The organism is Clostridium sp. UBA5988, from assembly GCF_002435615.1.
In the GTDB taxonomy this organism is placed as follows: domain Bacteria; phylum Bacillota; class Clostridia; order Clostridiales; family Clostridiaceae; genus Clostridium_J; species Clostridium_J sulfidigenes.
Genome location: NZ_DJBA01000036.1, coordinates 1 through 13624, shown reverse-complemented (window position 1 = coordinate 13624; position 13624 = coordinate 1). Strand labels below are relative to the sequence as shown.

At 28.6% G+C, this 13624-nt stretch carries 13 protein-coding genes; 4 read left to right on the top strand and 9 right to left on the bottom strand.

What is annotated here, in order from left to right; translation table 11 throughout:
* Positions 1-102 precede the first annotated feature (102 nt).
* From B3J31_RS10115 to lepB, 3 genes are all read right to left on the bottom strand, one after another.
* Entirely contained in the window at positions 103-471 is a 369-nt protein-coding gene (locus tag B3J31_RS10115; RefSeq protein WP_150844023.1) for a PqqD family protein, read from the bottom strand.
* 117 nt (positions 472-588) lie between these two features.
* Positions 589-2514, bottom strand: a complete 1926-nt coding sequence (locus tag B3J31_RS10110; RefSeq protein WP_346867697.1) for an OPT family oligopeptide transporter — start codon at positions 2512-2514, stop codon at positions 589-591.
* Between the two features lie 287 nt (positions 2515-2801).
* Positions 2802-3308 carry a signal peptidase I gene (gene lepB / locus B3J31_RS10105; RefSeq protein ID WP_150844021.1) on the bottom strand — a complete coding sequence of 169 codons (507 nt, stop codon included), beginning with the start codon at positions 3306-3308 and terminating at the stop codon, positions 2802-2804.
* Between the two features lie 213 nt (positions 3309-3521).
* Between lepB and B3J31_RS10100 the strand changes: the two genes are divergently transcribed.
* Entirely contained in the window at positions 3522-4241 is a 720-nt protein-coding gene (locus tag B3J31_RS10100) for a hypothetical protein (RefSeq protein ID WP_346867698.1), read from the top strand.
* Positions 4242-4445: 204 nt separating this feature from the next.
* Positions 4446-5378, top strand: coding sequence for a hypothetical protein (locus tag B3J31_RS10095; RefSeq protein WP_346867699.1), 933 nt, complete (start codon positions 4446-4448; stop codon positions 5376-5378).
* A 64-nt stretch (positions 5379-5442) separates the two neighbouring features.
* Here the strand turns inward: B3J31_RS10095 and B3J31_RS10090 are convergent, their stop codons facing one another.
* Together B3J31_RS10090 and B3J31_RS10085 are read right to left on the bottom strand one after the other, a co-directional pair.
* The gene (locus B3J31_RS10090) at positions 5443-6612 is read right to left on the bottom strand and encodes a CD0519/CD1768 family membrane protein (RefSeq protein ID WP_346867700.1); all 1170 of its coding nucleotides are present in this window, start codon (positions 6610-6612) and stop codon (positions 5443-5445) included.
* A gap of 324 nt (positions 6613-6936) precedes the next feature.
* Positions 6937-7671: an acyl-[acyl-carrier-protein] thioesterase gene (locus B3J31_RS10085; protein ID WP_346867701.1), complete on the bottom strand. Its 735-nt coding sequence runs from the start codon at positions 7669-7671 to the stop codon at positions 6937-6939.
* Positions 7672-7795: 124 nt separating this feature from the next.
* Between B3J31_RS10085 and B3J31_RS10080 the strand changes: the two genes are divergently transcribed.
* The gene (locus B3J31_RS10080; RefSeq protein ID WP_346867702.1) at positions 7796-9097 is read left to right on the top strand and encodes an ectonucleotide pyrophosphatase/phosphodiesterase; all 1302 of its coding nucleotides are present in this window, start codon (positions 7796-7798) and stop codon (positions 9095-9097) included.
* A 72-nt stretch (positions 9098-9169) separates the two neighbouring features.
* Here B3J31_RS10080 and B3J31_RS10075 read toward each other — a convergent pair whose 3' ends face one another.
* From B3J31_RS10075 to B3J31_RS10065, 3 genes are all read right to left on the bottom strand, one after another.
* Positions 9170-9685: a phosphatase PAP2 family protein gene (locus B3J31_RS10075; RefSeq protein WP_346867703.1), complete on the bottom strand. Its 516-nt coding sequence runs from the start codon at positions 9683-9685 to the stop codon at positions 9170-9172.
* A gap of 178 nt (positions 9686-9863) precedes the next feature.
* Positions 9864-10169, bottom strand: coding sequence for a rhodanese-like domain-containing protein (locus B3J31_RS10070; RefSeq protein WP_150844012.1), 306 nt, complete (start codon positions 10167-10169; stop codon positions 9864-9866).
* A 73-nt stretch (positions 10170-10242) separates the two neighbouring features.
* Positions 10243-11415: an AI-2E family transporter gene (locus tag B3J31_RS10065; protein WP_346867704.1), complete on the bottom strand. Its 1173-nt coding sequence runs from the start codon at positions 11413-11415 to the stop codon at positions 10243-10245.
* Positions 11416-11651: 236 nt separating this feature from the next.
* Between B3J31_RS10065 and B3J31_RS10060 the strand changes: the two genes are divergently transcribed.
* The gene (locus B3J31_RS10060; protein WP_150844010.1) at positions 11652-12464 is read left to right on the top strand and encodes an undecaprenyl phosphate translocase family protein; all 813 of its coding nucleotides are present in this window, start codon (positions 11652-11654) and stop codon (positions 12462-12464) included.
* Positions 12465-12511: 47 nt separating this feature from the next.
* Here B3J31_RS10060 and B3J31_RS10055 read toward each other — a convergent pair whose 3' ends face one another.
* Entirely contained in the window at positions 12512-13237 is a 726-nt protein-coding gene (locus tag B3J31_RS10055; protein ID WP_346867705.1) for a hypothetical protein, read from the bottom strand.
* Positions 13238-13624: the final 387 nt, after the last annotated feature.

Below are 13624 nucleotides of genomic sequence, written 5' to 3'. Positions count from 1 at the left end.
AGCCTAAAGTAGTCAAGCTATATAGTAGATTGTTTTTGCTTATTTTATTTACTTAAATAGTAGATATTACTCTCAATGTCTATATATTTCCTAATATCAACCCTAGTTACGTTTTATTCCTATGAATTTTATCCATCTTTTTCTAGCAATATATCTTATGTACATTACAAGCCTCTCTATAGCTACTTCTTCCGTATCACCTAATCTCTTTGCCATCTCAAGTGCAATGTCATATATACTTCTTTTACCATCTATTAAAGTCCATGCCAGCGATGATTTATCATCAAAAACTATATCACTAAGATTATTTTTTTTCACTAACCATCTTGCGAACTTTTCTATAGGTTTGTTATGTTCAAAGTATAAGGTAACTATATTATTATCATTAATTTTATAGTTATCATGTTCAATTTGGGGAATATATAAAAGAAAATTCTTTTCTTCTTTATTTTGTGTTTTTTTACCTTTCATACAAATCACCTACAAATTAGTTAAGAGCCTAAACGGCTCTTAACTTTAATATTATTAATAATTATATCCATATTTTTTAATATTATAAGAAATATTATCAATAATCACCACTTATCTTTAAGTTCTTTCATTATCTCCACTACAAGAAATAAGATAAATAATTACTCCAAGAATTATAAATATACCTGTTGAGAATATAGAATTTTGGGTTAATCCTTCAAAATTAAGTCCAAATGCCACATTAAGTCCTAAAGTAGCAAACCCTGCAACTACTATACCCATTAATGCATCCCCAGCAACTAATCCAGAAGATATAAGAATACCTCTCTCTACTTTTTCTTTCATAAGGGATTCATTTTTCTTAAATTTCTTCTCAACAAATATTCTAATTATACCACCTGATAATATACCTGCATTTAAATGTATAGGTAAGTATAAACCAAGCGCAACTGGTAGTACTGGAAGACCGGATATTTCTGCAAATATAGCTATAGATACTCCCACAAACACAAGTACCCAAGGTAATTCACCAGTCATAACACCTTCTATAACCATTGACATAAGAGTAGCTTGTGGTGCTGGAACTGCTTCTGAACCAATTCCATATGTATTATGAAGCATTAATAATACATATCCAGAAACTACAGCCCCAAATATTAACCCTAAATACATTCCAATTTGTACTTTCTTTGGAGAACCCCCAATTACAAATGTAGTCTTTAAACTTTGAGCTGTACCACCAGCAACAGCTATAGCTACACATACTATACCACCTACCATAACAGCTGTAATCATTCCCTCTTGCCCTATATTGCCAGTTATCTTTAATATGGCTGTAACAAATAGTAAAGTAGCAATAGTCATACCGGATACAGGATTATTTGATGCACCAATTATACCAACCATTCTTGCAGAAACTACTGAAAAGAAGAATGAAAATACTACTGCCATTAGTGAGCCTATTATCCCTACTCTAATTTGTGGCAATAACCACGCAAGAACAAATACCAGTATTGCTGAAGCTATCACCCAAACAATTGGGGGATCTTCATTTATTCTAGTAGTTGCACCACTTTCCTTTTTGCCTATACCTGACATGGCTTCTTTAAAGGATCTAATAATGGTTGGTGCAGATTTTCCTAAAGAAATAAATCCTCCTGCTGCAACAGCTCCCGCTCCTATATATCTAATATACTTACTCCATATATCTGAAGCTCCCATCTCAGAGATTAACATAGTTGAAGGAAATAAAGGTTCTGGAACTGTACCACCTATATATTTAATAAGTGGTATTAATCCAAGCCAAGCTACAAGAGATCCTCCAAACATAAATGCCGATGCTTTTGTACCTACAATAAAACCAACACCTAGAAGTGAAGCTAATGTATCTATTCCAAATACAGAATTTTGATATGCAGGTATAACCCATTCTGGTCTTTCACTCCAAAGAGCAAATCCTCCAGAAGCTAATTTATAACCTCCTCCAATTCCAAGACCCATTAAAACCATTTTAAATCCACTACCGCCTTCACTTCCATTGACTAAAACTTCAGCTGCAGCCATGGACTCAGGATATACTAAACTACCATGCTCTTCAACTATTAAAAATTTTCTTAGTGGTGTAACAAAAAATATACCTACTAGCCCTCCTAAAAGAGTAACAATAACTATTGTAGAAACCCTTAAGGTAATTCCCCATAAAATAATTGCTGGTAGTATAAATATAATTCCACCTGCTATAGATTCTCCAACTGCTGCAATTGAAGCAACCATATTAGCCTCTAATATATTGTTTCTTTTAAATAATCCTTTTAAAATCCCTGTGGCAAGTATTGCCCCAGGAATACCTGCTGAAATTGTAAGACCAACCTTTAATCCTAAATAAGTGTTTGCAGCCGCAAATACCATTGTAAATATTGCACCCATTAGAATAGAATAAACACTTGACTCGGGCATTGCTGTTGTAGTTGGTATAAAAGGCATATAATCATCACCTTTTATACCACCATAGGCAGTATGGGATAATCTTTTATTTTCTTTCATTCATAATTCCTCCTTTGTAAAATATATAAATTACATTGATTACGCATTTCTAGACTTATTTTTAACATCTACTTTTCCTCTTATTCCACTACCTACCACTTTGTTTTATTACGAATTTTAGTTATTGTTAAATTATCTTATACCTTTAAATATATTTTATGGATATGAATTTATCTTTCCCTAAATATAGTTTAATTATTATTTTATTTAGCATAAATTTAAATAAAAAAAGCAGTGAAATAAATTTCACCACTTCAATACTTCTTTAAAATTTTATTATTTATATACTATTTTAATTTACCAAACCTATCAAAAGGAAATATAATAAATTTTCCTTCTCCCTGTATATCTTCAAAAGATATATATGGATTTTCCCATAATCGTGCATCAATAGAATTTCCTCTATTATCTCCCAAAAATAAATAACAACCTTCTGGTACATTAAAAGAACCTGTAGTATCACTAAAACTGCTTACATAATTCTCCTCTAGAAACTCACCATTTATATATACACTTCCATCTGATTGAATTTCTACACTCTCTCCTGGAAGACCTACTACTCTTTTAATCAAGTCTTTATTTAGCTCATCAGAATGAAATACTAAAATATCTCCTCTTTTAATAGATGATGGTTTATAAATTCTCAATGAAAATATTCTATCTCCTGGTGTAATAGTGGGATACATAGATTTAGTTGGAACATTTACATTGAAAAAAATAAACTTATTTATTAAAAATCCTAAAATTATAGCAATTAATGCTGGTATTATCCATTCTTTAAGAAATTTTATCACTAATTATTCCCCCCAAAGTCATTTTAAGTTTATTATATTACTATATTACCACATTTTAAACAATAAATATCATCTTATCATATATTCTTTTATTATCTAATGTATTCCACTTATTAATTTATTTAATAGTAGGTGAAAAACATACCTACTATTAAATTATAAAAACTGCAAATACTAATATCGTAAAATAATTATATAGTGGGAGGTAATATTTTGATTAATAGAAGAATTGTTACTTATAATCAAGAAGAAGATTTTTCTTATTTAAAAACTACTTCTAATCTCTCTACTTCTATTGAAAATATGAGTTCAGAACTTTGTATTAAAGAACTAAAAAATATTACCTTAGTTCCTAGAAGTGGAACTCATAATAATTTTAAAATAGGAGAAGAAATTATTATGTATGTAATCTCCGGTGAATTACTATATAGCGATAACATAGGAAATTTAGAAACCCTTTCATCTAGAAATTTTCTTTATATTAATTCTATGGATGGGATAACCTATGATATTTTTAATAGTGGCATTGATTTTCTAGATATTATTGAAATAACCTTATACACCAATAACAACTCTTATATTCAAAAAAAGTATAATAAATCTATTATAATAAATAAATATGACTTTAAAAATACTGTTGAAAATCAATGGATATACGCTATTAGTTCTTTAAATGGTCTGGCTCCTATTAAATCTAATTGTGATATTAATATTTATTTTGCATTACTACATCCTAACAAGGATTTAACTTTTACAATTAGCAAAGATAGACAAGGCTATTTATTTCAATGTTATGGAGAAACTGAAATTTTTACAAATAATTCTGATAATATTACCTTAACAGGCTCTGACAGTGCTTATATTTCCAATGAAACTTTTGAAGTAAAAACTAATATCCCTAGCAATATACTTCTCATTGAAACTGCAACTTAGTAAACATTAAGGCTATGCGAAATTTATTAGAAATTTTAGCTCTGTAGATTTTTTCTTATACATAGCCTTAATATTTTTTCTTATCATATCTTCTTTAAAAACTCTTTCTTTAAATTTCAATAGTCTAATATATTTATTATGTTATATTTTATTATTTTTATCGTATAAATAATAAAAGAGTTTTTTAGGGAGGTATAAAGTATTATGAATATTATTGCTATTATAGATATTGGTTCAAATACGGTTCACCTACTAATTGTTAATATAGATGATAAGTCCAATCCAAAGATTATAGATGAAGATAAGGAACATTTAAGACTTGGAGCTACCTTAGCTACCAATAAAATTATAAGTTCTGAAAAAACCATTCATGTAATAACAGTTTTAAAAAAATTTTTACGTTCTTGCATTATAAATAAAGTTTCTAAAATCATATGTGTAGCTACGGAAGCTTTAAGAGTAGCTGAAAATAGTAACTATGTTCTTGATTTAATAAAAGCTCATACTGGAATTTTAGTTCAGGTTTTGTCACCTAAAGAAGAAGCTTATTTATCTTACCTAGGAGTTTTTTCTACTTGTAATCTAGATAAAGGTATAATAATGGACACTGGTGGAAATAGTACAGAATTAATTTTTGTAGAAGAGGGTAAATTTACAAATTACACTAGTATTCCTCTAGGTTCTATAAACATAACTGAGAAAATAAAAGTTAATAAGCGTGGCAGATACTTGAGCTGTGATTACAACCAGGACTTTTTCTATAAGCTATTTTCTAATATACCTTGGATTGAAAGCTTTTATGGAAGCTCTTTAGTTGGCATTGGCGGAACTTTTAAGAATCTCGGAAATATATATTCTAATTATTTAATAAATTCATGTTCATCTACTAACATAATAGAATTTTCCACCCCTCATGAACTAAAAACTCTTTGTGAAAACCTTAAAGTTATAAGTTTAAAAGAGAGAGAAAACTTACAAGGTCTTTCAAAAAAACGTGCTGATATTATATTAGGCGGATGTGAAATAATAACTCATATTGTAAACTATTGTAACTTCCATAACATTATTATATGTAGTGAAGGCTTAAGGACTGGTATATTAAATAATTATTTAAATTCCACTAATCAACCCATTTAAACTCATATACAGTTAAATATTTATATATAAATAAAAACCACCATAAAAAGGTGGTTTTTTACTTTTATATAAATTTTGATATAAGTAAATATATAAAGTGAGCTGATATACCTGCTGTTAATCCACCAAAGGTATGACTAACAATAGCTTTACCTGTTAATTCTCTACACTTTAAACCATCCATCATTGCAACGTGAGTACTTAGATATCCACTCCAACACATCCCCATAGCTGTAAATACCGCAATTTCATTGCCACCTATTAATCCATTTTTTAACATCTCCGGCACCAAACCAATTGCAGCTCCTGCAGCCCCTAAAGATGTTATCGGGAAAGCTATAGCTTCTGGACTTTGGAAACCAAATAACGGAACTAACATGAATTGTAATTTTTCTCCAATCCAAGGTAAGAGTGCAATACCTTCTGATGCAGCTCCAGTGTAAACTCCAGATGCTGATGGTCCATTAGTAAGCATTAAAACTACAGTACAAATTATTAAAACCCCTGGAATTATAGCAAGTCCCATTTGTACTCCTGAAGCTCCTCCTTCAAGCATAGCACCAATAAATCTTTCTCCAACACTTCCATCTCTAATTTCTCTATAGTTCATCATATCAAAACCAGTATCATTATCTTGTACACACATTTCTTCTTTTCCATAAATTTTTGCGGTTTGTCTAAGCATTAACCTAGTACTTACAATACTTCCTATTAAAGCTCCTACATTACCTACTATAGCTGGCAATATAAAACTTTCTCCTATAGGTGACTTTTGTCCCATCATATAGGTAGTAATAATCAACCCCATTCCAAAGGCTGTTCCTAAATTAGTTAAAGCTGGCAGCTGATATTTTTTAAAATATCTTCTAAATCCTTTATCATCTGCTAAAGTAAGTATAGCAGGATTATCAGACAGATAGGTGGTTAAAACTCCTATGACACTAGCACCAGGCAAATCATAAAGCGGCTTCATTAATGGTGATAACAATCTGTTAATTAAAGATACCACTCCAAATTCTGATAGAAGTGCAGATATAGCTCCTGCCAATACTGCAATAGCCATTATATAAAAAACTGTTTTCATTAATAAGCTATACGCAGTTTCCATTAGGGTATTAAACATATTTATGGTTCCCATAACACTTCCCATACCTATGAAAAAACCTAAAAATAAAATTAGAAATATAATACCTTCTTTGCTAACGGCCTTTTTCAAACCCTTCTTATGTGTCAATTATTACTCCCCCTTATTTTAAATTTTAAATCTTTTATGAATATTCCATATTTATTATGAATTATTTATCCATTAATGTCAATGATTATTATTCGTAAATTTTTTCACTTCTTATTTCATATTTATAAATATTTTTAAATTAAATTTTATATGTAATTGTTATTTATATTTAATTTTCATTTTATTAAATTATATTCTTGTGTTATGTATTCCTTTACATGTTTTTTTATTTATACCATATTAATTATTTCTTAAAATAAAAAGTATCTAGAAATTTTATTATCTAGATACCTTTATCTTAATGACTTTCAAATACACATTTATTTAAAACTTTACCCTACATTGGAAAAATTCTTGTTCAGAGATTCCTGAAACTCCATTAATGCAAAAACTATTACTTTCTTTATCCTCAATAAATTTGTTCATTATCAGCGAATCATCAAATTTAATTTCCTTAATAAAGTTAAGTTGCATATAAGATATTTTCTTTTCTCTATGCCAATCTAAAGGAAAAAAATCTTCTATAAAAGAAACATATTTAGCATTATTAACATGATTATTTATATCTATATCATTATAGTATAGTTCCCTATTGACAGTTTCTATAGCCTCACCTGGCATCTTTATCTTGTTAAGCTTATTATCAATGACATCCCCTACATCAATATTTATATCGACTGGACACATGGACGGCTTTTGTGGATGTCTAGTTTCAATATCTACAATTAAATAATATATCAAAACTCTACCAATAACTTGTCCATCATTATCTTTAATCTTAAATCTTCTTTTCATAAAGACTTTTTCACGTCCACCTAAACAAGTTTCTACTGTTATATCTTCTCCAACCTTAGGATATCTCTCCATTGTAATTTCAACTCTAGATACTACCCAAAATAATCCTTTATTCATCATAGACTGAAAATCCACTCCCAAAATTTGAGAATGACCTTCTGAAACTTGTTGAACATAATCCATTATTGTAAATAATTTAATATTTCCCTTAAAGTCTCCTTCATGAAATTTTATAGTGAATTGCTCCTTATAATTTAGCTCCAAAATTACACCTTCTTACGCCACTTTTCTTCTTTATTCCTTATTTATATTATCTTAATATGTAGATTTAATAACAAAATTAGTATATCATAATTTATATATAACATAAAGTTAAGGAGAATAAGTTATGAATAATTTAACAAATAAGCACTTGGTTGTTATTTCAATTGATGGATTAAAAGCAGCTGATTTTGATATAATAAGTAACTTACCAACTTTTTCACAATGCATTCAAAAGGGGTCAGTAGTTAGAAATGTTAAATCTATATATCCATCATTAACATATCCAGCTCACACTACCATAGTTACAGGTAAGTATCCTAAAAACCATGGGGTTGTAAACAATAAATTATTAGAACCTGAAAAAGCTGCTCCAGATTGGTTTTGGTTCAGAAAATATGTAAATGGTCCAACACTATATGATATGGCAAAAAGTAAAGGGATTACTGTAGCATCTATATTTTGGCCTGTTACTGGTAGATCCTCTATAAAATATAATATGCCTGAAATTTTCTCTAACAATAAATATATATCTCAAGAAATGGCATCACTCCTAGGTGGAAGCCCTATATACCAATTCAATTTAAACAGAAAATTTAAACATCTCCTTGATGGTATAAAGGAGCCTAACTTAGATAATTTTGCTACTGCTTGTGCTATAGAAACCATTAAAAAGTATAAACCCAACTTACTTTTACTACATCTCTTAGACTTAGACAGTCAACGTCATGGTTATGGTACTGATTCTAAAGAAGCTGTAGATTCACTTCATCGCCATGATGGAAGATTAGCTGATGTAATAAAAGCTCTGAAAGAAGCTGATATATATGATAATTCTTCTATAGTTATTTTAGGTGATCATGGATTTCAGGACTTTAATAAAGTTATTACCTTAAACACCCTATTTAAAAATCAAGGGTTAATAAGCGTCGGTGATAATAATAAACTTAATTCTTGGAGAGTATATGTAAAATCTTGTGATGGAAGTGCTTATGTATATGTTAAGGATGACTTTAATAAAAATCTCTCCTCAAAAGTTTATAATATTTTAAAAGCCTTATCTCTTGATGAATCTAAGGGAATTGCAAAGATATATAGAAATGATGAGATAATAGATTTAGGTGGTGATCCTAAGGCTACATTTATGATTGAAGCAAAAAGAGGTTTTATTTTTATAGATAAATTTAATGATAGCATAGTGACTTCAACCACTCCTAAAGAAGGAAAATCTAACGGAAATCATGGTTATCATCCTAATAGTCCTGATATTCATACTCTCTTTATTGGATGTGGTGAGGAGTTTAAAGAAAACTTTTTTATGGATAATATGAATTTAGTGGACATAGCCCCTACCCTATCAAAAGTTTTATGTATTAAATTTCCAAAATGTGATGGAAGGGTAATTGATGAAATATTGACTATTCCTTAATTCTTTAAGAATAATCTATAATGTAATAAAGAGACATGAATTTAAATTAAATTCTTGTCTCTTTTATAATTTTTATACTATCATATGCATACAAAGGGCACTCAAAGTTCCAACTACAACTCCTGCACCTACATCTGTTGGATAATGTACTCCAAGATAAACTCTTGAAAATCCCACAAGGCTAGCAATTACTATAGATACTACTGCTAATCCTGTAAAGCTTAATGCAATACTAATTCCAATTGAAAAAGCTGCAGTGGTGTGACCAGATGGAAAAGAATAATCATCTACCCCTATCTTCTTTATATTTAGAGTTGGAAACTTTATATATGGTCGTATCCTATTTTTTACTCTCTTTAAAAAGTGAGTAATACCGCCAGAAGTAATAATTGATAAAGATGCTAGAAATCCTAGGTTCTTAATTTCTTTACTTTTAGACATTACAGTCATCACAACAAAAACCATACAAAATGTGGCGGAGCCTAAAAATGTTATATATGGCATAATTTTATCTAAAAACTTGCATCGTAATTTTTTATTTATAAACTGCAATAGTGTTATATCCACTTTTTTTATTAATTCTATCATAGATCCTCCTAAAAACATCATAAATAGATTATATATAAAAATAAGATAAAATAAAAGTTTTTCTTTAATTATCTAAAAGAATAATTATAAATAATATAAAGGTGTAGAGATTGCTCTCATACACCTTTATATTATTATTATTTTTATTTACTTACTAGCTACATTAAATAAATTGAAGCTATTTTTTAAGATCATAACTCCAATTTGTAATACCACCTAAATCACACACATTAGGATAATCTAAATATTCTAGCATCATTGCTGCTCTAGCACTTTTATTTCCGCTATAGCAATATACACATACAGTTTCATCTTTATCCTTAACTATATCTTCAATGTCATGAGAAATATCACTTAAAGAAATCAATATGGCCCCTTCTATATGTCCTTCTCTGTAAGCCTGCTCATCTCTTAAATCAAGTATAACTAATCTCTCATTACTATCCATTTTTCCCTTTAATTCTTCTGCTGAAATTTTTCCCATACTTATTATCCTCTCTTTTGCTCGTATTTACAGCACCTACTCTTATATTCATAACTAAATTAATTTTATTACACTATATAATTAACTTTTTCTTATAGATTCTGTGAACATATACACTTAGTATAGCTGCAGTAGGGACTGCCACTATCATTCCAATAGCTCCTGCATACCCTCCTCCAATAGTTAAAGCAATTAAAGTCCAAACAGCTGGAAGTCCTACACTACCACCTACAATCTTAGGTTGTATAATATTACCATCAACCTGTTGATATAAAATTAAAAGTATAAATCCCCATATTCCAAGTGTAATACTAGAAAACATACCCAATATAAATGCTACTACAGCTCCTATAGCAGGTCCTATATAAGGAATTACATTACATATACCTGCTATTACTCCAACAAGTACTGCAAAGGGATGATGAATCATTAACATAAGTATAGATGAAACTATACCTACAATAAGAGCATCAAGTAAAACTCCTCTTACAAATCCTCCTACAACTTCATCTAAATCTATAATAAATTGTTTAAGTACTGTTCCTAATTTACCTGGTATAAAAGCTCTTCCAAATCTCCTAATAGTTTTAAATAACATCTCTTTATCTTTTAAAAAATAAAATGTAAATATTATGCTTAAAACAAAATCTATCATAAAAGATCCAAATCCATAAATGCTATTTGTAATTATATTAACTATCTCTTGACCAATAACTGCAAATGCTGCTGTTACCTTATCAATATAAGTACTAATTTGCTGATAATTTATATCTAAAGTAGCAAAATAGGAATTCAAGTTATTTATTCCATTCCTTACTACACTCTCATATTGTGGAATATTATTTATTAATGATTTTGCATTCTCTAAAAGAGGTGGAATTATAAAGTTAAATATCAATACTACTGATAGTATGATTATAAAAAAAACTAATACAATACTTACAATTCTATATATCCAATTAAATTTATTATTTTCCTTTACACTAACACATTTCTTAATAAAGATTTCAATACGTCTTACTAAAGGAAATAATAAATATGAAATTATAGCTCCTATTATTATAGGTCTTATTACACTTAAAAATCCTAATATTGCATCTTTAAATATAGTAATAAAAGTACCACTTCTACTTACTATTTCATAGCCTATAAATAGGGCAATTCCTGTAATAACAGCTACAACTCCAATATTTATATACTTTCTATCTATATCTAACTTTTTATCTATTCTAAACCTATCCCACATATGATTTGCTCCTTTATAAAGCTTGTTTTTATGTTGATTTAATAATGTTATAATTAAAATAATTCATCTATATTTGCATTATAACACGAGTAACCTAAAATTAACAAAAAATAAATATATTATTAACTTTTAAATAATTAATTTGCAAATTAAATGAGTTCTCAATATAATTAGAGTAGTTATTTGTAACCTTAGTTTATTTTAACTACAAATTTAATTATACGAGGAGATAAAACATGGAAAATATATTTGTTATTTTAAAAGGAATGGTTATTGGTGTTTCCAATGTTATTCCTGGTGTTAGCGGTGGAACCATGGCGGTAGTTCTAGGTATTTATGATAAACTTATATCTGCTGTAAATAGCTTTTTTAAAGATTGGAAAAAAAACATTTTGTTTCTTGCCGAAATGGCTATAGGTGCCGGCTTAGGTATAATACTATTTAGTAAATTAATTACAAATCTATTAACAAATCATCCTGAACCAACCAACTTCCTTTTCATAGGATTGATTTTAGGGTCATTTCCTATGCTATATAAAAGAGCATCAAAAGGAAAAGTAAAAAAAATAAATTATCTTTGGTTTCTTGCAACTTTCATACTAATGATAATTATGTCTATATATAGTGATGTAGAAGTTAGTACTATAGCTATGACTAGTTTAAGCGTAAAATCTTTTATATCCCTATTCCTAGCAGGATTCATTGCAGCTGCTACTATGATTCTTCCAGGAGTAAGCGGTTCTTTAGTACTTTTAATTCTTGGACTATATACTACTTTTACTAATGCAGTTTCTACCTTTAATATTCCTTTACTTATTCCTGGTGGTTTAGGTGTTCTTGTAGGTATATTGACTATGACAAAGCTCATAGAATCCTTTATGAGTAAATATCCTCAACCTGCATATTTTGCTATTTGTGGATTAATTTTAGGTTCTGTCTTTCCAGTATATCCTGGTTTTACTTTTAACTTATCAGGAATGCTATCAATTATAACTTTTTTAATTGGTTTTATTCTTACATATATACTTGGGAAAAAAGAAAATAATTAAAATATAAAAAGTAAAGACTGTTTCTAAATTGAAACGGTCTTTATTTTCTATAACAGCTTATTTTCGTCCTTTAACCAAGTTTTCCATTGAACTTCAAAATCATCAATAGAACACTTTAATATATTAAAAATACCATCTACATCGTAGTTTCTTATAATTTTATTTATTGTTTCCTTACCATGGGTTTCTTCTATATACTTGACTATAGTCCATGCCCATATCTTATATAAACTTTCATTTTCTTGGATTTCATTTAATTGTGGTATCCTTTCTTTCTTTATAGCTTCATTTATTACTTTTTTTACTTCACCCTCTTTCCATAATTCAGATAAATACATAGCTATTCCTTGTCCTATCCATGTAGATGAAACTTCTGAGTTTAAAGATAGAAATTCATGAAATATATGAACTACCTGACTGTAAATTACTTTTTTAAGCTTATACTCATCATAAGTATAAGTAGATTCTTCTTCATATGCAAAAGGTGATAATATCAAAAGATCATTTTTAGATGTAATAGATACTTGACTTTTCTTAGATTCATTATTCCCCCTAAGTTTTAAAATCATTTTACTTATATAATTATATTCTCTTCTGTTCATAGCTATAATAGCTCTTATAGAAAATCCTTTATCTATTAAATGAAAATAATTTTCTAATTCTTTATATGCATAAAGTATTCCCTCTTTAACTTCTACTACAAATCTCATATCATTTCCAATATAATAAACTGTTATATTTTCATTTTGTACATACCTATAACTTTCTAACATTAATCTACTCCCCCAAACTCCAGTAATATACCCCATTTTTTCTTATATATTCTATAAATACTCTACTATTCCTTTTTATTTTGTATAAAATATCTTTAATTAGTATATTGTTAAATTTATTAACAATATACTATACTTTAATTTTCAAACTATCTTTGTTATACTTTTAATTCTTTGGCTCTGTTGAAAATTACAGTGATAGAATACACAAGCTATGAGAATATTGGTGGACGTCCCTTAAAGTTCGTGCTGAAATAAGGCTTTGTGCCCCTAAAAAATATAGGCGTAGCCTCACATTTCGACTCTATGTATTTAAAAAGAAACATATAATTACTAAGGTACTTAGTTGATACACCTCTATAGGTCCTCATAAAACTTTTCACTTTG

Coding starts and splice junctions, on each gene's coding strand:
- B3J31_RS10115 (WP_150844023.1), bottom strand. CDS start 471: ATGAAAGGTAAAAAAACACAAAATAAAGAAGAAAAGAATTTTCTTTTA.
- B3J31_RS10110 (WP_346867697.1), bottom strand. CDS start 2,514: ATGAAAGAAAATAAAAGATTATCCCATACTGCCTATGGTGGTATAAAA.
- B3J31_RS10095 (WP_346867699.1), top strand. CDS start 4,446: ATGAATATTATTGCTATTATAGATATTGGTTCAAATACGGTTCACCTA.
- B3J31_RS10080 (WP_346867702.1), top strand. CDS start 7,796: ATGAATAATTTAACAAATAAGCACTTGGTTGTTATTTCAATTGATGGA.
- B3J31_RS10075 (WP_346867703.1), bottom strand. CDS start 9,685: ATGATAGAATTAATAAAAAAAGTGGATATAACACTATTGCAGTTTATA.
- B3J31_RS10070 (WP_150844012.1), bottom strand. CDS start 10,169: ATGGGAAAAATTTCAGCAGAAGAATTAAAGGGAAAAATGGATAGTAAT.
- B3J31_RS10065 (WP_346867704.1), bottom strand. CDS start 11,415: ATGTGGGATAGGTTTAGAATAGATAAAAAGTTAGATATAGATAGAAAG.
- B3J31_RS10060 (WP_150844010.1), top strand. CDS start 11,652: ATGGAAAATATATTTGTTATTTTAAAAGGAATGGTTATTGGTGTTTCC.
- B3J31_RS10055 (WP_346867705.1), bottom strand. CDS start 13,237: ATGTTAGAAAGTTATAGGTATGTACAAAATGAAAATATAACAGTTTAT.